Annotated in this window: 16 protein-coding genes; 2 read left to right on the top strand and 14 right to left on the bottom strand. The window is 58.3% G+C overall.

Features of this window, described 5'->3' with window-relative positions; genetic code table 11:
* Positions 1–5 precede the first annotated feature (5 nt).
* A complete protein-coding gene (locus M0Q23_03765) occupies positions 6–407 on the bottom strand; it encodes a DUF3568 domain-containing protein (GenBank protein MCK9527764.1) in 402 nt (133 codons plus the stop codon).
* A 175-nt stretch (positions 408–582) separates the two neighbouring features.
* On the opposite strand from M0Q23_03765, the gene M0Q23_03760 reads away from it, so the two are divergent.
* Positions 583–1,512, top strand: a complete 930-nt coding sequence (locus M0Q23_03760) for a M23 family metallopeptidase (protein MCK9527763.1) — start codon at positions 583–585, stop codon at positions 1,510–1,512.
* Here M0Q23_03760 and M0Q23_03755 read toward each other — a convergent pair.
* From M0Q23_03755 to acs, 13 genes are all read right to left on the bottom strand, one after another.
* Positions 1,494–2,879, bottom strand: coding sequence for an amidophosphoribosyltransferase (locus M0Q23_03755; GenBank protein ID MCK9527762.1), 1,386 nt, complete (start codon positions 2,877–2,879; stop codon positions 1,494–1,496). The genes M0Q23_03760 and M0Q23_03755 overlap by 19 nt on opposite strands.
* Positions 2,880–2,882: 3 nt before the next feature.
* Entirely contained in the window at positions 2,883–6,107 is a 3,225-nt protein-coding gene (carB, locus tag M0Q23_03750) for a carbamoyl-phosphate synthase large subunit (GenBank protein ID MCK9527761.1), read from the bottom strand.
* 117 nt (positions 6,108–6,224) lie between these two features.
* Positions 6,225–7,283: a molecular chaperone DnaJ gene (dnaJ, locus tag M0Q23_03745; protein MCK9527760.1), complete on the bottom strand. Its 1,059-nt coding sequence runs from the start codon at positions 7,281–7,283 to the stop codon at positions 6,225–6,227.
* 120 nt (positions 7,284–7,403) lie between these two features.
* Complete coding sequence (locus M0Q23_03740) at positions 7,404–7,787, bottom strand: hypothetical protein (protein ID MCK9527759.1); 384 nt, start codon at positions 7,785–7,787, stop codon at positions 7,404–7,406.
* A 55-nt stretch (positions 7,788–7,842) separates the two neighbouring features.
* A complete protein-coding gene (locus M0Q23_03735; protein ID MCK9527758.1) occupies positions 7,843–8,472 on the bottom strand; it encodes an MBL fold metallo-hydrolase in 630 nt (209 codons plus the stop codon).
* A 93-nt stretch (positions 8,473–8,565) separates the two neighbouring features.
* Positions 8,566–9,960 (bottom strand): 16S rRNA (cytosine(967)-C(5))-methyltransferase RsmB, encoded by a 1,395-nt coding sequence (gene rsmB / locus M0Q23_03730; protein ID MCK9527757.1) that lies wholly within the window; start codon positions 9,958–9,960, stop codon positions 8,566–8,568.
* Positions 9,957–10,796, bottom strand: coding sequence for a DUF3047 domain-containing protein (locus M0Q23_03725; protein MCK9527756.1), 840 nt, complete (start codon positions 10,794–10,796; stop codon positions 9,957–9,959). The genes rsmB and M0Q23_03725 overlap by 4 nt, the downstream gene beginning before the upstream one ends.
* Positions 10,777–11,718 carry a methionyl-tRNA formyltransferase gene (gene fmt / locus M0Q23_03720; GenBank protein ID MCK9527755.1) on the bottom strand — a complete coding sequence of 314 codons (942 nt, stop codon included), beginning with the start codon at positions 11,716–11,718 and terminating at the stop codon, positions 10,777–10,779. The genes M0Q23_03725 and fmt overlap by 20 nt, the downstream gene beginning before the upstream one ends.
* Positions 11,719–12,289: 571 nt before the next feature.
* Complete coding sequence (locus M0Q23_03715; protein MCK9527754.1) at positions 12,290–12,745, bottom strand: NAD(P)H-dependent oxidoreductase; 456 nt, start codon at positions 12,743–12,745, stop codon at positions 12,290–12,292.
* Between the two features lie 79 nt (positions 12,746–12,824).
* Complete coding sequence (locus M0Q23_03710; protein MCK9527753.1) at positions 12,825–15,038, bottom strand: heterodisulfide reductase-related iron-sulfur binding cluster; 2,214 nt, start codon at positions 15,036–15,038, stop codon at positions 12,825–12,827.
* A 190-nt stretch (positions 15,039–15,228) separates the two neighbouring features.
* Complete coding sequence (locus tag M0Q23_03705) at positions 15,229–16,203, bottom strand: electron transfer flavoprotein subunit alpha/FixB family protein (protein ID MCK9527752.1); 975 nt, start codon at positions 16,201–16,203, stop codon at positions 15,229–15,231.
* Between the two features lie 22 nt (positions 16,204–16,225).
* Entirely contained in the window at positions 16,226–16,996 is a 771-nt protein-coding gene (locus M0Q23_03700; GenBank protein ID MCK9527751.1) for an electron transfer flavoprotein subunit beta/FixA family protein, read from the bottom strand.
* A 121-nt stretch (positions 16,997–17,117) separates the two neighbouring features.
* Positions 17,118–19,085, bottom strand: a complete 1,968-nt coding sequence (gene acs, locus M0Q23_03695) for an acetate--CoA ligase (GenBank protein ID MCK9527750.1) — start codon at positions 19,083–19,085, stop codon at positions 17,118–17,120.
* Positions 19,086–19,466: 381 nt separating this feature from the next.
* Here acs and hflX point away from each other — a divergent pair, with 381 nt between their 5' ends.
* Entirely contained in the window at positions 19,467–21,065 is a 1,599-nt protein-coding gene (gene hflX, locus M0Q23_03690; protein MCK9527749.1) for a GTPase HflX, read from the top strand.
* Positions 21,066–21,102 lie beyond the last annotated feature (37 nt).

Genomic DNA, 21,102 nt, shown 5'->3' with positions numbered 1-21,102 from the left:
GCATCCTACTGCAGGATGGCCCCGATTTTGTCATGGATCCGCTGCGAGGCCGTCCTGTCGCCGATCAGACCCACCCTCACGGACACATTGGTCAGCTCCCGGGCCTTGTAGGTGATCGTAACACGAACTTTCTCGCTGTCTATGATTCCTTCGATTCGTCCCTTGCCGATTTCCTTTTCGGGAATCACATCGATGCCCCGCATGTCCGCAAAAACTCGCTCTGTGGCGTTCCACACCTGCTCGAACTGATACGGATAATCCGTTTTGAGCTCACCCTGGACGTACACGTACGTACCGGCTCCTGCCGTAACGGCGGCACCTCCGATAACGAGCGGCGCGCACCCCGCCGACCCCAGCATCAGCAGGGCGGCAACAACATACATCACTGAATTTTTACGACGCTTCATGGGACACTCCCTTCGACTGAAATGACAGGAACGGCATTGGTGTAGTGTATAATTGATATGACGCTCTTTGTCCAGCCATGATGATAATTTTTCTTGCGCTCCGGGACCCCCTGCCGATAGTATGTGAACCCGGATGTGTGATTGTCACGCTCCCCCTGGAAGAAAGGTCGCTCCTATGGCTCCTGTCACAATTGTACGCGGGGTCGCGCTGGGTATCATGCTCCTGGTCCTGGCGACGGGCACGGCATCGGCCGCTGCCTTTCGGGCCGAAACGGCCCTGGGTCCCGTCGCGATCAGTTCTCACTGCCGCTCCTTTACCCAAGGTGAAGCGGTTCTGATCCGTTTGTCTTCTCCGGCCTTCTCGTCGGCCGTCGCCCGTTTCGACGGTACCGCCCATCGGTTTACCCCCCTTGGAACAGAGGGGACCTTCGGTGTTCTTCTTCCCCTTGACCTTGACCTGGAGCCCCGGGATTACCACCTCGAGGTTTCCCTGTCCTTTCACGACGGATCCGAGCTTCGGGCACCCCTTACGCTGTCCCTTGAGGGGGGAGTCTTTCCGTCAACGACGCTCAGCGTGGATCCGCGGTTCGTATCCCCGTCGCCGGAAGAACTGGAGAGAATACGGGAGGAGCGGGCCCTCCTCGACGAACTCTATGCCCGGGGGACGGCGGAATGGCTTGGTGACGGAAACTTCTCCAGGCCCCTGGCGGGATCCGTGAGCAGTCCCTTCGGCGTCAGACGCATCTTCAATGAAACCGTTCAGTCGCGCCATCGGGGGGTTGACCTTCGATCTCCCCCGGGAACGCCGGTCCTGGCAGCCAACGCGGGCAACGTCCTGCTCGCCCGGTCCCTGTTTTATGCCGGGAACATCGTCATCATCGATCACGGCATGGACCTTTTCACTCTTTACTGCCATCTTTCGGATATAACCGTCGCGGAAGGGGAATTCATCGGCAAGGAAACTCCAGTCGGAACCGTGGGGGCCACGGGACGGGTCACGGGACCCCATCTGCACTGGGGCGCCAGGATCGTCGGCGTCAACGTGGATCCCTTGTCGCTCCTGCACCTGCCATTCGAGCGTCCTTTTCAGATATCGGCGGAATAGGGTACGATACCGTCGAAACAGGCCAGGCAGAGATTCCCCCGCTCCGTCAAAAGAGAGGCGACAAAATCATCAATGGTATTGAATTTCACGGAGTCGGCTCCGACCTGTGCCGCGACCCAGGCTTCCAGGGCCCGCTGCTGCTCAATCGATATGATGTCCCCGACCCTGAGAAAGGACCTGGCCAGAAGCTCCCCGTAGGAACGGGTTGAAATGCCGAAGTCGCAGGGATACATGAGGGGCGGGCAGGCTACACGAACATGAACCTCCCTGGCACCCGCTTCCTTGAGATCCATGACCTTGTACCTGATCTGGGTACCCCGGATGATGGAGTCATCGCAGAGGACTATGCGCTTGCCTTTGACATAGGGAAGAATGGACAGTTTGCGTTTGGCCATTTTTTCCCGGTCCCGCTGGGTCGCCTGGGTGTAGCTTCGATCGGCGTAACGGTTGTACAGGAACACTTCCTGGTAGTTGATCCGGGATCGTTTATGATAGCCCAGTGCGTGGCCGATGCCGGACATGGGCACCGGCGCCACGATATCGGCGGAAATTACCCCCTCTTCCAGGTCTCTCTGGGCGAGGCTTTCACCCAGGTTGTCCCGGGCTTCCTGAACGTACACGCCGTCTATTATGGAATCCATGCTCGCCGTATAGGCCCACTCAAAAGCGCAGTGGGCGATACGGGGCGACGGAAGCCGGGCCAGGGTCCTGATACCGTCATTATTGATGAGGACAATCTCGCCGGGCGCCACGTCACGATAGACTTCCATGTCCAGGTTCTCCAGGGCCCGTGATTCGGAAGCTACGGCGTACCGGGTCCCCATCGCGTCCTGCCCCAGGATCAGGGGCCTGAAACCATAGGTATCTCTCGCGGCGTAGATACCGTCCTTCGACAGAACCACCAGCGAGTAGGCGCCGCGAATTTTTCCGGCCAGATCGGCGATACCGTCGGTCAGAGAGGAACCTTCTATAATGATCTTGGAAATGATCTCCACGTCCGTCGCTTCGAGAAAGGACTTTCCCCGGCCCATCATTTCCCTGACCAGTTCGTGGGCGTTGATGACATTCCCGCTGAAACAGACGGATATTTCTCCAAGCCGGGTTCGCCACCTCAGGGGCTGCCTGTCCCGGAGGCTTACGTGACCGATACCCCAACGCCCCCTGAGTCGCATGAGCTCCTCCTCGGGAAAGGAGTAGGCCACCTTCCCCCGGTGGGTTTCATGGTGGATTGTACCGTCGTAGGTTGATATTCCGCAGTATTGCTGTCCCCGGTGCTGCAAAAAATCAATGGCTTGAAAAATTTCTCCCGAGCAGTCGTACTGCGAACAGATACCGAATACTCCGCAATTTTCCTGAATGAAATGCATAGCTTATTTCTTTTCCTGCCGGATGTCCCGGTGGTAGCTTTGGAGGGACCTGACAATTCCATGGCCCTTCCTCACAGCCGTGATACCCTTCACCGAGGCAACTGCCGCCGCCATGGTCGTGATGTAGGGCACCTTGTACTTGATGGCCGCTTTCCGTATGTAAGAATCATCAAACTGGCTCATGCGTCCGCTGGGCGTATTGATGATCAGATCAATTTCCTTGTTCTTGATACCGTCCACGATGTTGGGACGGCCCTCGTGCATCTTGAACACCATCTTTGAGGGAATCCCGTAGCGGGCGAGAAACTGGTGGGTTCCTTCGGTGGCCCTCAGAGTAAAACCGAGGCGGTGAAACTCGGCCGCCACATCGAGAAGGGCCGGATTGGTCTTGTCATAGACGGTGATAAGTACGACGCCGTCATAGGGAAGCCGCTGGCCCGCCCCTTCTTCGGCCTTGTAAAAAGCAAGTCCGAATGAGTCGGCAAGGCCCAGCACCTCTCCGGTCGATCTCATCTCCGGGCCCAAGAGGGGATCCACCTCGGGGAACATATTAAAGGGAAAGACGGATTCCTTGACACCGAAATGAGGAAAGGTATTCCGCCTCAGATCGCCCATGTCGGCAACACTGCCGCCCATCATGATATTCGTCGCCATGGTGACCATGGAAATGTTGCAGACCTTTGAAACCAGGGGCACCGTACGGGATGCCCGCGGGTTTGCTTCCAGGATGTAGACTCTGTCGTCGGCGATGGCGTACTGTATATTCATGAGGCCCTTCACGTTCAGGGCCACGGCTATCCGCCTCGTGTAATCGTACATCGTCTTGATGTGGCGCTTGTCTATGGTAATGGGGGGAATGACACAGGCCGAATCACCGGAATGAACTCCCGCCAGTTCGATGTGTTCCATCACGGCCGGTACGAAAGCGCTCGTCCCGTCTGCGATGGCGTCCGCCTCGGCCTCGATGGCGTTTTCAAGAAACTTGTCGATCAGAATGGGACGCTCGGGCGTCACCTCCACGGCAACAGCCAGGTAGCGCTTCAACGCTTGCTCATCGTAGACAATCTCCATGCCCCGCCCTCCCAGGACATAGGAAGGGCGGACCATGAGGGGAAAGCCGATCTGGACTGCCACGGCAAGGGCCTCATCCAGTCTGCTCGCCATTCCCGAAGGAGGCTGCGGAATTTCCATAGTTTCCATTATATGCCTGAACTGGTCCCGGTCCTCGGCAAGATCGATCATTTCCGGTGCCGTACCGATAATCGTCACACCGGCCGCGGCAAGTTCATTGGCAATATTAAGAGGAGTCTGACCACCGAACTGGACAATCACTCCCTCGGGCTTTTCATGCTCATAGACGGCAAGCACGTCCTCCACGGTGAGGGGTTCGAAGTAGAGCCGGTTCGAAGTATCATAATCGGTGGAGACCGTTTCAGGGTTGCAGTTGATCATGATCGATTCTATGCCGGCGTCCCGCAAAGCAAAGGCGGCGTGAACACAGCAGTAATCGAATTCAATCCCCTGGCCGATCCTGTTGGGTCCCCCGCCGAGCACAATAACCTTACGACGATCGGGGGTCGGGTCGACGGAAATCGTTCCCTTTCCGTTATAGGTGGAGTAATAATAAGCCCCTTCCCGCACACCGCTCACCGGTATCGTTTCCCATCCCTGTGTTATCCCCAGGACCCGTCGCCGATCCCGTATTTCCCGTTCAGTCAGTCCAAGGAGCCGCGCCAGGTACCGGTCGGAGAAACCGTCTTCCTTGGCTCGCCTCAAAAGCTCGTCTGAGGGCCCGCTCTCCCGGGCGGCCAGCAGTTCCTCTTCAAGGGCCACCAACTCCGCCATCTGTTCAATAAACCACGGTTTGATCCGGGTTTTTTTCCAGAGATCCTCCACGGAAGCGCCCTTGCGAAGCGCTTCATACATGATGAACTGTCGCTCGCTCGTGGGCTTGTTGAGCAGCCCCATCAAATCCTTCAGGGAGCGCTCGTTGAAGTCACGGGCGAATCCCAGCCCGAACCTGTCGATTTCCAGTGATCGGATGGCTTTTTGAAGGGCCTCCTTGTAATGCTTTCCGATACTCATCACCTCGCCCACGGCGCGCATCTGCGTTCCCAGAGTATCTTCCGCACCTTCGAATTTCTCGAAAGTCCACCGGGCGAATTTGACCACCACGTAATCACCGCCTGGTACGTACCGGTCAAGCGTCCCCTCCTTCCACCAGTGTAGCTCATCAAGGGTGATTCCCGTGGCCAGCATAGCCGAAACGAAGGCGATGGGAAAACCCGTTGCCTTGGAGGCCAGGGCCGAGGAGCGGGATGTCCGCGGGTTGATTTCGATGACCACGATGCGCCCCGTATCGGGATCGTGGGCGAACTGCACGTTGGTCCCTCCGATGACCTGTATTGCCTCGACGATGTCATAGGCATGGCGCTGCAATCGATGCTGGAGTTCCTGCGAAATGGTCAGCATGGGGGCGGTACAGAAAGAATCGCCGGTATGAATGCCCATGGGATCGACGTTTTCGATGAAACACACCGTGACCATCCGGTTCTTCTGATCCCGTACGATCTCCAGTTCCAGTTCCTCCCAGCCGAGAAGCGATTCTTCGACCAGAATCTGGCCGATAAAGCTTGCGGCGATACCCCGTCCCGCCACGGCCTGAAGTTCTTCCGGGTTGTAAACCAGACCGCCGCCGGTACCTCCCATTGTGTAGGCGGGGCGTATGACCACGGGGTACCCCAGTTCCTCAGCGATTTTCTCGGCCTCTTCCACAGAGTAGGCCGGCTCGCTCCGGGGGATTTCTATGCCCAGGCGGTTCATTGTTTTTTTGAAGGCGATGCGATCCTCGCCCTGTTTAATGGCGTCCACGTTGACCCCGATGACCTCGACGCCGAAGGTTTCGAGAACACCCTCACGGGCCAGTTCCGCCGTCAGGTTCAGTCCCGTCTGCCCTCCCAGATTGGGGAGGATGGCATCGGGACGCTCGTTTTTAATAATTTCGCTGAGAGAATGAACATTGAGCGGTTCGATGTACGTATAATCGGCCATGCCTGGATCGGTCATGATCGTTGCCGGGTTGGAGTTGACAAGCACTATTTCGTATCCCAGCGACCTGAGCGCCTTGCAGGCCTGGGTTCCCGAATAATCGAATTCGCAGGCCTGGCCGATGATTATGGGACCGGATCCGATGATCATGATTTTCCTGATGTCTGTGCGCGCCGGCATGGGGCAGGACCCTTTCTTTTCCCTGGTTCTCGTTTCCGTCCCGGTGATGTGAACTGGCGGATATATAGAAAAGTCACCCTCCCCTGTCAAGGTGCAAAGACCGCCGAGTGATACCCGTCAACGGCCTTCCCGCAACTTCATGAATTCCTTGAGGAGCTTTTCTTCCTTCTTGCTCAGGTCCGTCGGCACTTCAACGGCAACCTGGATAACCTGATCCCCTCGCCCGGAGCCGCGGAGGTGGGGAACCCCCCTGCCTTTCAGGCGGAAGAGGCGTCCGTGCTGTGTTCCCCGGGGGATCTTGATCTTTTCGACGCCATCGAGGGTGGGTACGTCCACTTCGCCTCCAAGGGCCGCCAAGGTCATGGGAACGGGAACTTCACAGTAAAGGGTATCGCCTTCCCGGCGAAAATAGTCGTGGGGTTCGGCGTGTATAAAGACATAAAGATCGCCTCGGGGACCGCCGAAGATCCCCTCCTCTCCTTCTCCGCGAAGACGGAGGCGGACGCCCGTTTCCACTCCCGGAGGAATTCTCACCTGCACCTTCTTGGTGACTTCGACCTTCCCGGCGCCCCGGCATTCCCGGCAGGGATTCTCGATGACCCTCCCCGCGCCGCGACACTGGGGGCAGGTTGAACTGACGCTGAAAAAGCCGCTCGATCGCGTCACCTGTCCCACGCCGCGGCAGGTTGGACAGAGTGCCGGTTCCGTTCCGGGAGCCGTTCCATGACCGCTGCACCCGGGACAGTTCTCGAGCCGTTGAATATCTATGTCGGTGGTGACGCCCGAAACGGCATCCATGAAGGAAATGGACATATCGTAGCGAAGGTCCGCTCCGGGCCGGGGGGCCGTTCTCGACTGGGTCCTGCGCCCCCTGAACCCGAAAACATCTTCGAATATATCGCCGAAGCTGGAAAATATATCGTCGAAGCCGGAAAATCCCCTGAATCCCGTTCCGTTGAGACCTTCATGGCCGTACCGGTCATAAATGGCCCGCTTCTCCTGGTCCCGAAGGACTTCATAGGCCTCGGCGGCTTTCTTGAAATTCTCCTCCGCTTCAAGATCTCCCGGGTTCCGGTCCGGATGATACTTCAGAGCCAGTTTCCGGTAGTTCCTCTTGATTTCGTCGTCTGACGCGTTTCTGTCGACACCGAGGATTGTGTAGTAGTCTTCTCTCATGGTTTTTCGAATACTGTAAGCGGGAGCATGACCTTCCTGGCAGGACCGATCATTGCCGCCACGCTTCCCCCGCCCCGGTGATACGTTTCAGCACATCATCGTAGCGCTCTCTCGTCCGGGCTATGACATGGGCGGGCAGAAAAGAGGAGCAGGCGGCTCTTTATTCCATCGTACGGCCGTAAGATAATCACGGAGGTACTGTTTGTCAAAACTTTCGGGTCTTTTACCGGCATCCGGATCCTTCTTGAGCCGGAAGCGGGATGAGTCCGGCGTCAACAGCTCGTCGATCAGAAGAAGCCGCCCGTTTCTGATACCGAACTCCATTTTCGTATCGCCGATAACCATCCCTGCCCCGGCGGTGATTTCAGAAGCCGGCCGGTACACCCGCAGACTGATATCGATGACCTCGCGGGCATGCTCTTCTCCGATGCATTTCTTCATATCTTCCAGGGTCATCGGCTCGTCATGGCTTCCGGGCACCGCCTTCGTCGAGGGGGGGACAATCGGTTCGTCCAGGGGAGAAAATTCCTTCAGTCCCGACGGAAGCGCGATCTCCCGGTCAGCGCAAAAAGGGATTGTTGGCTTTCTCGTGCCCTATAGTGGATGTGGGTCTCCTTCCATAGTTGTGGCCCGGCAGCACCAGGGTATCATCGGGAAGAGTCAGCAACCTTTCCCGTATAGACTGGAGCATGACCGGCCAGGATCCGCCCGGAAGATCGGACCGTCCCACGGCCTCTACGAACAGCGTGTCCCCGGTAAATACGTACCCCGGCATGTAAAGGGCCATTCCTCCCGGAGAGTGACCGGGAACGTGGATCACCTTCAATGACAGTGATCCTGCCTCTATGGTGTCGCCGTGACGGACGGTGCGATCCGCCGGAGGTGAGGGCGAGGCACCGAACATCCTCAGCATTGTCGGGGGCGTCCCCGTAAGCATCCCGGCGTCATCCTCGTGAATAATTATGTCGGCTCCGGTCGCTTCCTTCATCTCCGCGTTACCGGCGATATGGTCCACGTGCCCGTGGGTATTGACAATATACTTGATGGTCAGACCGTGACGCCTCGCTTCCTCGACGATGGATGGAATGTTCGCCGCCGGATCGATGACAAGCGCTTCACCGCTCTGTTTGTCACCCAGGAGATAGGCGAAAACCACCATGGGGCTCACCTGCATCTGTTTCAGTACCATGTGTTTCTCCTCTGTTAAAAGATTTCCACGTTGTTTCCCACAGGAACAGGCGCGGAATCGGCGCGATTCAAATACCTTTTTTTCCTTTCAAAGTCAATTGTTTTGCCGTCGGAACCCCTCATGGAACGTCGATGACGAACCGCCCTTAACCATGACGGCACCGAAAAACCCGTCCGTCCCGTGACGATGCGGTGCCGTTCTGAAATACCCTTCACCGTCGATCATGCCGACATCGATGGTTTTCGGGGGTCTCACAAGCCGGAATTCATTGTTCTCGCGCAAGAAACTTTCGATGACCTTTTCATTTTCGGCTGACCGCATGGTACAGGTGGCATACACCAGAACACCCCCGGGCCTCAGGTATGCCGGGCAGGCTCGCAGGAGTTCCCCCTGGAGCCCTGCACAGTCAAGGCTGTCTCCGGGGGCGGCGAACCACTTTATTTCCGGTTTCCGCCGGACCGTCCCCAATCCTGTACAGGGGGCGTCAAGCAGAATCCTGTCAAATTGTTCCCGGTAGGCCGGACCGGGCATTTCCCGCCCGTCGGCGGCAATCCTTTCGATGATGGTCACACCGGCGAGCCCCGCCAGTTCGCCGGCCTGCTCCAGCCTGGCCTCGTTGATGTCAACGGCCGTGATGGCTCCATGGTTGTTCATCAGTGCCGCGAGATGGCAGGACTTGATACCGGCACCTGAACAGAGATCGAGAACGCGCTCGCCTGGACGGGGCCCGACCAGAAAGGACACCAGTTGTGAGGCCTCGTCCTGGGCCTGCACGTAACCCCGCCGAACAGACTCGAGATCTCGTGACGGTCCTTTCCTGCGCTCGACCATCAGCCCGTCGGAGGACCACCGGGTTCGACCGGCGGTGATCCCTTCCCGGGCAAGGGAATGGATCGCCCCGGAAGGGTCCGTCACAAGACGGTTCACCCGGAACGTGAGGGGGGGCGTTCTGTTGTTGGCCTCACAGAGATCGCGGGTCTCCCGGAAACCGTACCGGTCTATCCAGTACTCCACGAGCCACAGGGGGTGGGAGTGGTACCGCGACAGGAATTCGGGGGTGTCACGCCCCCCGGCGGGAAAGAGACGTCCCTCGTCACGGCGTCGAATGATAGTTCTCAACAGGGCGTTCACCAGCCCATGCCGTCCGGGAAAGCGCCTCTTGGCAAGCTTCACTGCCTCGTTGACCGCCGCGTGGTCCGGGACACGGTCCATGCAGAGCAGTTGGTACAGGGCGACCCGTATAATAGTTCTGAGACCTCCTTCCATGGCCGCCGGATCACCCCGGTAGTGCATCTCCAGAGCCCAGTCCAGGCGATTCCGGAGGCGGAGCGTTCCATAGGCCAGTTCCGTGAACAGCGCCCGGTCCTGTTCACCCGCGGTAGTCGCCCGGGACAGCCGGTCGGCCAGGAGCGGCTCGAGAAACGACCGATCCTCATCAACCCTCGTCAGGACATCCACGGCAGTTCTCCGGGGATCGAAAACCCTCATGGTTCCCCGGACCTCTTGAGGACAATGTCGCTGAAAAGGGCCGTAACGCCTTCGTTGGTCCGGTCCGTATCGGAAAGAACGAGAATGGCCCTGAGCATTTCCGGGGATCCGTGGAAGCATTCGTCGAAATCCTTCAGAAGGTCCCGCTCCTCCCGGACCCATGTACCGGCATGTTCATTGCCCGCTCGCAAGAAAATCACCTTGTGGCCCCGTGCCCCGGCATAATCGATAACCGTCCCCGGGGGAAAGTGGTTTCCCCAGATGTAGTCGATCTTCAGACCCGGAGGTTCGTCGGCCCCCTCACCCATGTCGATGCCCCGTGTTTCGAGAACCCGTCTCAGAATTTCGCGGCCCGAGGGAGCCTGCGGGCGGTCAGTTCCGAAGATCACCCGAACCCGGGCGGCGCTGTCGTTCCGGTCCCGCCGGTCTTCCCGGGCCATGCCCACCACGCGATTGACCTGCCATCGCCAGGACAGGCGGGAATAATCACCAAGATCGACATCGGGCACCGCCATGAGGGCGGATACGCTGTTGCGGCTTCGTACGCGTACCGCCATGATCCCTTTGTCCTCTTCGAAGGTGAAATGGTTGGGATTCCTGCCCAGGTAGGTCACATGCTCCCAGCCTTCGGGAACTGTTTCTTCGGTCGCTGCCGCATCGGCGCGAAAACCGACAAAGAAACCGGCGGCGCCCCGGACGGGACTCGCGAAAGACGAGACGACGATTGCCGCCCCGAGGCAGACACAAAAACCGGCACGCAGGCGCTGCAATCTTCCCGTCCGGGCATGAACCGCCCCATCACAGCGCCTGAAGACGTTATTCCAGAATATCGTCATAGGACAGGGGAAACCCCCGGAGAAAGAGGTCAACGGGAAGGCGCTTTCTTCCCTCCATCTGAACATCCTGCAGGTACACATGCCGATCACCGGCCATCACCTGGAGACCTGATTCAACCAGTCCTCCCAGAGTCCCCGGAGCTTTTTCCCCGGAAGCTTTTTCCTTGCCGGCACGGGCGTAATATATTTTCAGTTTCCGGTCCCTGAGGAATGAATATGCACAGGGCTTCGGCGAAAGGCCCCGTATCAGGTTGACGATTTCTTCCGCGGGCCGGCTCCAGTCGATATGCCCCGTGTCCGGTGTAATCCGGGGGGCCTGTGTGGCCAGGGCGTGGTCCTGAGGGGTCCTCCGTGCCGTACCGGCCGCGACGGCCCGCACGGCTTCCACGAGCAGTTCAGAGCCCATCAGAGACAGCCGCCGGGACAGATCTCCCCAGGTCTCTTCCGGCTCTATGGCGGTTTCTCTCTGGAGGAGCACGTCACCTGAATCGACCCCCTCGTCCATCGCGATGATTGAAACGCCCGTTACGGTATCACCGTTCATGATCGCGCGGTTGACGGGAGCGGCCCCGCGGTATCGGGGCAGAAGAGACGGGTGCACGTTGAGGCAGCCCAACGGAGGAACATCGATGATTTCCCGGGGAAGAATCTGTCCAAAAGCCACGAGAACAACCATGTCAGGCCTCATATCCCGAAAGACATCAAGGAAATCCCCGTCCCTTACCCGCTCGGGTTCATGGACGGCAATGCCCGCCTTCCCGGCAAAGGCCTTCACCGGCGTCGGCGACGGTTTCCGGCCCCGTCCCCTGGGCCGTTCCGGTTGTGTGACCACTCCCAGAACCGGGAAGCCGGCCCTGAGCAGGCCATCCAACGACGGCACCGCAAATTCGGGAGTCCCCATGAACAGTATGGTGGGCTTCATGTATCCCCATCCTTGACGAACTTGCACAAAATCCGGATGCTTCAGTGCGCTCACTCTTTCGTCACTGAGGCGTACCTGGGCACTTTTTACAAGTTTATCATCCTCGACGACGCAACAGGTAGTATGTACCACATTCTCTCCATTACTTCCACACGTCCACGACGGGACCATTGAATTCAGTCGTTTCAAGGAACGCCCGGGACACCGCCATTCCGAGAAACCCCGACACTCCTTCATTTCAAGAAGCCCTTGATGCACCGCCTCAAGGAGCCTTTGATGTACCGTCATTTCGAGGAGCCTTTATATTCCGTCATCTCGAAGAGCGAACAGGTACCGTCATTTCGAGGAGCGAAGCGACGAGAAATCTTTCGTTGCCGCCATCAGTGTGAAAGATTTCTCCCTGCGGTCGAAATGACGGAGGAGGTAGTCCGGGTGACGGATGGAACGGTTGAAGGGACGGAGGAAACAGTCCATATGGCGGAGGAAAGCGATCGGAATGGCACAAGGGATAATCCAGGTCTCACAGCCCCGGAAAAAGAGCGGATCACGAACGCCGGCATTACGGAGCGGCTCAATAGATTCCCAGATCGAGTCCCGCGGCAAGCACCGCGCCAAGCTCTTCGCACCGGGCCAGGTCGGTCTTCGTCACCCCGCCGCGGACGATGACGGGATCATGGACGGTTTTGAACCGGTACCCCTTGGAGATTCGCTCGATACTATTCAGAGCCCCCGTCCCGTCATTGCCGGCACTGATGAAAACCACGAAGGGCTTTCTGAAGACCTTCCCCTGGACGCTGTAAAAAGTCCTGTCAAAGAAATCCTTCATCATGCCCGCCATGTACCCGAAATATTCAGGTGTCCCCAAGGCGATACCGTCACAGGCAAGCAGATCCTCCGCCGTCGCCTCGGAGGCCCGCTTGAGAACCACTTCCGTGTGATGTATCGATAAAGCGCCCCGGTGAAGCGCCCGGGCCATGGATTCCGTGGTTCCCCCCTGGGAATGATAGACAATGAGTATGCGTTTCATGGATGATCCTTATGTGAAAGCCCCCGGAGCCGACGGCCCCGGGGGCTTTGTTCTTACACCAGACTGGTGCCCCGCGAAATCAGGCGTCCTTCGTCTCATCAGCCGCTTCCGGCTCTGCCGTTTCAGCGGGGGCATCCGCCTCAGCTTCCTCCGGTGCCGGAGTTTCCGCTTCTGCCGGAGCCGCCTGCCCTTCCAGGCCCATGGAGTACCAGACGATTTCTGCTATGTCGATGGACTTCATCGATTCTTCCCTCGCGTGATCTTTGATGCCGTCGGCCATCATGGTCAGACAGAAAGGACAGGCCACGGCTATGGTATCGGCCTTTGCCTCTATGGCCTGGGCGGCCCGCATGTCGTTGATCCGCTCTCCGATGTCCTCTTCCATCCACATGCGGGCACCACCGGCACCGCAGCAGAAGGATTTGGTCCGGGTACTCTTCATCTCAACCAGTTTTGACCCGGGAATGGCCTGCAGAATTTTTCTCGGCTGTTCGTAGATATTGTTGTACCGGCCGAGGAAGCATGAGTCGTGGTAGGTTGTCACGCCCTCAAAGGGTTTTTTCAGCGCAATCTTACCCTCGGTGATCAGACGGGCTATAATCTCCGTGTGGTGATAGACTTCGAAATTCCCGCCGAAATGGGGGTAGTCTTTCTTGAGGGCGTTGTAGCCGTGGGGACAGGTACAGATGATCTTCCTGACACCGTAACCGTTCATGACCTCGATGTTCATCTGGGCCTGCGTCTGGTAGAGATACTCGTTGCCGCCCCGCATGGCCGAATCGCCGCAACAACCTTCCTCCTCGCCGAGAATGGCGAAACTGACACCGGCGGCCTGGAGGATTTTCGCGAAGGCGATGCTGACCTTCTTGCCCTGGTCGTCAAAGGAACCGGAGCACCCCACGTAGAAGAGGTATTCCGCCTCCGGGTTCTCCGCCAGCGTCGGGACACCCGCTTCCTTGGCCCATTGGCCGCGGAGATGGGCTCCCACGCCCCAGGGGTTGGAGTTGTTTTCCATGTTCCTGTAGGTAAGCTGCAGTTCCGGCGAAAAGTCTGCTTCCATGAGGACCTTGTACTGGCGCATCTCTACGATCTTCGGCACATGCTCGATCAGGGCGGGGCAGTTTTCCATACAATACATGCAGTTGGTACAGGCCCAGAGTTCATGGAGATCGATGACCTCGCCCACCAGGGCTTTTTCGGGCTCAGGAATCTCGACCTCTCCGTCGCCGTTTTTCCCGGCTGCGGCCTTCGCCGCCAGGACGACGGGAACCCGTTCAAGCCAGTGCTCTTTTATATCCTGGATCATCTTCTTCGGTGACAGCGGTTTACCCGACAGATAGGCGGGACAGCCGTCCTGGCACCGACCGCAGCGGGTGCAGGCATCGGAATCAAAAATCTGTTTCCAGGTGAATTCCTCAAGCCGGCCCACGCCGAAGGATTCGGCATTTTCAAAATCGGCGATAGGCTTGAGCGTACCCGTCGGTTCCAGATCGCGGAGGTAGTAGTTCGCCGATGTGGTGAAAATGTGCAAGAGCCTCGAATAAGGGATGTAGGCGATAAAGGTCAGCGAAATGAACGTGTGCGTCCACCAGGTAACCTTGTGAAGGGTCATCGTTGTACCGTAGTCCACGCCGGCCAGGGTCTTCGACAGGGCGTAGCCCACGAAGGACCAGTGACCCCAGGTAAAACCGTCGACGTTGACGTTCACGTGAAGCCTCAAGGCCTCGATTATGAAGCCCGTCGTGATGATGAGGGCCAGCAGGACAAGCACAACGGCATCATCGGGAAGGTTGTCGGGCACTCCCCGATATCCCAGCAGGTCGGGCTTCTGTATATACCTCCGGATGACGGCCAGAATCACGCCGGTCAGTACGGCAAGACCGAATATCTCCATCAGCAGTGAGAACCAGAGGTAGAAGGGTCCGTGAAAGAAGGGAAGGCCGAAGTGAAACTGCGAGGCATCGACGGCGGCACCTAACATCAGAACAAGAAAACCAAAAAATATCAAGGCGTGGAATATGCCGGCGTAGGACTCCTTGAAGGTCCGCGCCTGAAACAGGCCGTTCACGATGAGGGAGGTGATCCGTTCGCCGGTCCTGTCGGTTCGTGTCTCAGGAAGACCCATGGCCTTCCACATGCGCCAGCGGCGGTAGATACCGTAGGCGAATATCGCCAGAGCCACCGCCGTGAAGAGAAACAGCGGTATTTCGAAGGCCTGGGCGTTCCAGAAGACTTCCCGGCCTTCATGCCCCACGTAATATAAGTCTGGATTTTGTAATGTGCTGGATACCATAGCGCCTCCTCATGGATGGATCCCGGGAACCCGCGGTTGGGGTCGAGGCGGCATAAGGGAAGGGCGCCGCGAGATGTCAGGTCAACCGAAGTTCACAGGAACCCCTATGCTGCCGGGGTTGACCGTACAGCGTTCTCCTGTGATGTGTGAAAGACAGCGGGGGAATCAGTGTTCCCCCGCCTTTCATTCTCTAGAGAATCTTCTTCGCGGCCGCCGTGATTTCGGGAACCACCTTGAAAAGGTCATCCACGATGCCGTAATCGGCCCTGGCGAAGATCGGCGCGTCGCCGTCCTTGTTGATGGCAACGATAAACTTTGAAGAACTCATGCCGGCGAGGTGCTGAATGGCACCGGAAATGCCCGCCGCGATGTAGAGATTCGGCGACACGACCTTCCCGGTCTGACCCACCTGGTCCGCCAGGGGACGCCAACCCGCGTCGACAGCGGCACGGGAAGCACCCACGGCTCCTCCCAGGAGACCCGCAAGCTCTTCGAGCATCGGGTAGCCCTCGGGACCCTTCATACCTCGACCACCGGACACGATGATGGTGGCTTCCGTCAATTCGATCTTGCCCGAGCTGTCCTTGTCGATACCGGCAATTTTCGTCTTGAGAGCCGAGGCGTCCAGGGCGGGATCGAATTTCTCGACGGCTCCGGCCTTGGCGTTTTCCACGATGGGAAACACGTTGGGCCGCAGGGTCGCCATCTGGGGAGTTCCCAGTACTTCAATCTCGGCGAAGGCCTTGCCGGCATACATGGGCCGGGTGGCGATCATTTTCCCGCCCTCGAAACGGATATCGGTGCAGTCCGTGGCCAGTCCCGTTGCCAGTTTCCCTGCAAGCCGTGATGAAAGATCCTTACCCTCCACCGATGCACCGAGAAGGAGAACCAGGGGATCTTTTTCCTTTACCAGTTTTGCCACCGCCGCCGAATAGGCATCGGTGGTGTAGGTCGCGAAAGCGGCGTCATCGGCCACGTAAACCTTGTCGACACCGTATTTCCCCAGTTCCCCCGCGATGCCCTCAATGCCCGAACCCAGGACAATGGCGCACACTTCGTCTCCTGCGGCATCGGCAAGCTTTCGCGCGGTACTGGCTATCTCAAAGGTCACCTTCCGAAAGGCGCCCTCTCTCTGTTCTGCTACTATCCATATACCTTTAGCCATTTTTCTCCTCCATTCCCTTCGCTTAGATTACCTTGGCCTCTTCCCTGAGGAGCCTGACCAGTTCGGCGGCCTTCTGGGCCGCATCTTCGCCTTCGATCTTCTTGCCGGGAGCCCGTTCCGGGGGCGGCATCATCTTGATGATTTTCATCGTGGGCGAAACGTTCAGGCCGAGAGCGGCGGCATCTTTCACGTCTACCGGCTTTTTCTTGGCCTTCATGATGCCCGGCAGCGAGGCGTAGCGGGGTTCGTTCAGGCCCTTCGCGGCAGTAATCACGCAGGGGAGCGGCGTCTCGATGGTAACCTGGGCGCCTTCGATGCCCTTGGTGGCCTTTGCCGTGGAACCCTCGACCTCCAGCTTGGTGATCACCGTCGCCTGGGGAAGGTCGAGCAGTTCCGCCAGGATGGAACCAACCTGGCCGGAATCATCGTCGATGGCTCTCATACCGCAGAAAATGATATCGTGGGGAATTTCTTTGATGGCCGCGGCCAGCGCGCTGGCCGTGGTGTAGGCGTCGGCATTGTCCAGGGAGGGATCGCTGATGTGGATACCCTTTTCGGCACCCATGGCCAGGGCCGTTCTGATGGTCTCCATCACCCGGGCGGGTCCGGCGGACACGATCGTCACCTCACCACCCAGCTTTTCCTTAAGTTTCAGGGCCTCCTCAACGCCGAATTCGTCGTAGGGATTCATGACCCACTTGATTCCGCCTTCTTCGATACCCGACCCGTCGGCCTTTACCTTAATCAACGCCTCCGTGTCCGGAACCTGTTTCACACATGCTACTATGTTCACATGAACCTCCTTTCACCGAGTCCCGGGCTCCCTGAAGGACGCGGGGCCGGTAAACTTAGTATGTGCCGTTTCTTAAAAAACAACGCGGAAACGGGAGCCGGGTACCGGCTCCCGCACCATATCAGACACGATTTTTTACGATATCGTCCACAACGGACGGATCGGCCAGGGTCGATGTGTCGCCCAGGTCCGAAATTTCATGGGCGGCCACCTTCTTCAGAATACGGCGCATGATCTTGCCGCTCCTGGTCTTGGGAAGACCGTCGGCCCACTGGATCTTCTCCGGTGTGGCGATGGGTCCGATTTCCTTGCGCACATGGTTGGCCAGCTCTTTTTTGAGTTCGTCGGACTTTTCCACACCGGCGTTGAGTGTCACGTAGGCATAGATCGACTGTCCCTTGATCTCATGGGGGTAGCCCACAACGGCGGCTTCGGCCACCTTGGGATGGGCCACCAGGGCGCTTTCGACTTCCGCCGTGCCCATACGGTGACCGGACACGTTGATGATATCGTCGATGCGGCCCGTTATCTGGTAATAGCCGTCCTCGTCACGCCGGGCGCCGTCACCGGCCGCGTAGTAGCCGGGGAACTGCTCGAAGTACGTCTCCTGGAACCGTTCGGGATCGCCATAGACGCCCCGCATGATAGCCGGCCAGGGCTTCTTCATGCACAGAGCGCCGCTCGCCACAGTTTCTTTGATCTCCTTGCCCTCGTCATCGAGGAGTACCGGCCAGACACCCATGAAGGGAATGGTGGCCATGCCGGGTTTGATGTCGGTCGCGCCGGGAAGGGGGGTGATCAGAATACCGCCCGTTTCAGTCTGCCACCAAGTATCGACAATGGGACACCGCCCGCCGCCGATCACGTTGAAGTACCAGTTCCAGGCTTCGGGGTTGATGGGTTCGCCCACGGTACCCAGAGTCCTGAGGGTGGAGAGATCATGGCCCTTCACATACTCGAGACCTTCCTTCGCGATAGCGCGGATTGCCGTGGGAGCCGTGTAGAATATGTTGACCTTGTATTTTTCCACGATCTGCCAGAAGCGGCTCATGGTGGGGTAGTTGGGCACACCTTCGAACATGATGGTGGTAGCACCGTTGCAGAGGGGACCGTAAACGATATAGCTGTGGCCCGTGACCCATCCGATGTCGGCGGTACACCAGTAGATATCTCCGTCATGGTAATCGAAGACCATCTTGTGCGTATAGGCTACGTAGGCAAGGTAGCCGCCCGTAGTATGGAGCACGCCCTTGGGCTTGCCCGTGGATCCCGACGTATAGAGCGTGAAGAGGGGGTCTTCGGCATCCATCCACTCCGGCTCGCAGACGGCGTCCACCTTTGCCATCTCTTCGTGCCACCAGAGGTCTCTGCCTTCGTTCCAGGCGCATTTGATCTTGTCGCCCACGCGGTTGACGACGATCATTTTTTCCACCGAGGGGCAGTCGGCCACGGCCTCGTCGGCCGACGCCTTCTGGGGAACGGCCTTGCTTCCCCGGAACGTGCCATCGCAGACCACAACGATACGGGATTCGCTGTCCTGTATGCGATCACGGAGCGCGTCAGCGCTGAATCCTCCAAAGACGATGCTGTGGATTACGCCGATCCGCGTACAGGCGAGCATGGCGATTGCCAACTCGGGAATCATGGGCATGTAGAGACAGACCCGGTCACTCTTCTTTATGCCCAGGGCTTTCAGAACATTGGCGAACCTGCAGACCTGCTCGTGAAGTTCCTTGTACGTTATGCCCCGCTCTTCTCCGGGCTCGTTCCCCTCCCACTGGATGGCGACCTGGTCGGCCCGCTTGTCCAGGTGACGATCGAGACAGTTATAAGAAACATTCAGCTTGCCGCCTTCGAAGTACTTGACATAGACGGGGCCTTTATTTTTGTCGAAGTTGTAGTCTTCGACCTTGCCGTCCCATTTTTTGAACCAGGTGACGTACTCTTCGGCAATTTCCGTCCAGAACCCTTCAGGATCTTCCAGAGAACGCTTGTACAGGGCTTCGTATTGTTCCTTGCCCTTGATGTGAGCGCGCTCCAACGCTTGCGGTGGTACCGGATACACTTCCTTCAATTCAACATCTGCCATGTTCTACCTCCATTATGTATTGACGATTCTTCGTGGAGACGCCGGAGCGCCTGCTGATTATCATAACCTTTTGAATCCGGTGCTATATAATGTAACCACCCTCCTCTGTCAAGGAAAAATTTCCCGCAATTCCATGGGCTATCGGGCGGGAGGGCAGCCGTTGATTTGGTGACTGCCGGTCAGGCACACGGTCGAATTCGTGGCATTTTATTTTCTTGACGCTCCACCGGCGGCGACCTATCATACCAAACAGATGTAAGCGTCATTGATGGAGATACTACCATAGCACAACGGATTTACGGAAACACAACGGGCCTCAAGTCCGGCGACATTCGGGCCCTGGAGCAATTCTACCGCCGGCGCCTCACCCCCGACAGGGTGGTGAGCCAGGAATACGCGCGGGCGCTCACGGAACTCTCCCACAGATTGGGCCGCCAGATCGGTGTCCTGGTCAACCGGCGGGGCGAAACGGAGTTCGTCATTCTCGGCGACCACCGTCAGATCGTCATTCCCGACATCGAAGCCCGCCGCGGTCCCTCATCCCGTCTGGCAGGTCTCCGCCTGATTCACACCCACCTGGCCGGCGAGGCTCTCAGCCGGGAGGACCTGACGGACATGGCGCTGCTTCGGCTGGACCTCGTGGGAGCTCTGACCATGGACAGCACGGGTCTGCCCCATCACCTGCACCTGGGGCACCTGGTCCCGGAAAACGCCCACGGCGACTACTGGCTTCTCATGAAGCCCCTGCATCCGGCGGAGCTTGACCTTGATTTTTCCTCGTTCATTCAGGCCCTGGAAGGAGAGCTGGCCCGGCGCCAGGCCCTGCGGAAGGTTGAATCCGCCGACAGGGCCATTTTGGTGAGCGTCTCCGACGACCCGTCATTCGACAGCGAAAGTTCCCTTGCCGAGTTGAAAGAACTGGCCCGTTCTTCCGGCGTAGAGGTCTTCGACTCCCTGATCCAGCGCCGAAACAAGGTTGACCCGCGCTTCGTCCTGGGCAGGGGAAAACTGTCACGGATGGTGATGAAGGCCCTCCAGATAGGAGCGAACCTCCTGATCTTCGACCGCGAGCTGACCCCGGGGCAGGCCCGGTCCATCGCCGACATGACGGAAATGAAAGTCATCGACCGGACCCAGCTCATCCTCGATATCTTCGCCCAGCGGGCCCATTCGAGAGACGGCAAGATACAGGTTGAACTGGCCCAGATGAAATACCTTCTCCCCCGGCTGGCTAAAAAAAACACCGCCATGTCCCGTCTCACCGGCGGCATCGGCGGGCGGGGGCCCGGCGAGACAAAGCTCGAAATCAACCGCCGCCTGGTCCGGGACCGCATCAACCGCCTGGAAAAGGAACTGACCAGGGTACGCCGGGGAAGGACACAGCGGCGTTCCCTGAGAAAACGGGAAGGCCTGCCGATCATATCGATCGTGGGATACACCAACGCCGGCAAATCAACCCTGCTCAACGCCCTGACGGGCAGCACCGTCCGCGCCGAAGACCGTCTTTTCGCCACCCTGGACCCCAAGAGCTCCCGCCTCCGTTTCCCCCGTGACCGGTCCGCCGTCATCACCGACACCGTCGGGTTCATCCGGGACCTGCCCAGGGAACTGATGGCCGCCTTTCGGGCCACCCTGGAGGAGTTGCACGAGGCGGACCTGCTCCTGCAGGTGATCGACATCTCGAACCCCGCATTCGAGGAGCAGATGGCCGCCGTTGAATCCATCCTGAATGAACTGGGGCTGTCACGGACTCCCATGGTCCGGGTGTTCAACAAGATCGACCTCTGCCCGGACAGGACCCTGCTTGAGAACACAGGCCGCCGCTACCAGGGCCTGCTTATATCGGCCCTTGACCCGGCCGGCTTCGGCACGCTCATGGAACACATAGAAAAGCTGCTCCCGGAAGAAAAGGCCTACACCGATGGTTTCAGTGAAGCGGGGTTTTTTGAACAGGATTTTTCTGAGCAAGATTTTTCTTGACATATCCCGATTCTTCCGTTAACCAATGTAACATTAT

The organism is Syntrophales bacterium, from assembly GCA_023228425.1.
GTDB lineage: Bacteria > Desulfobacterota > Syntrophia > Syntrophales > UBA2210 > MLS-D.
The sequence above is the reverse complement of the archived record's forward strand: the minus strand, read 5'-3'. Positions and strand labels throughout refer to the sequence as shown.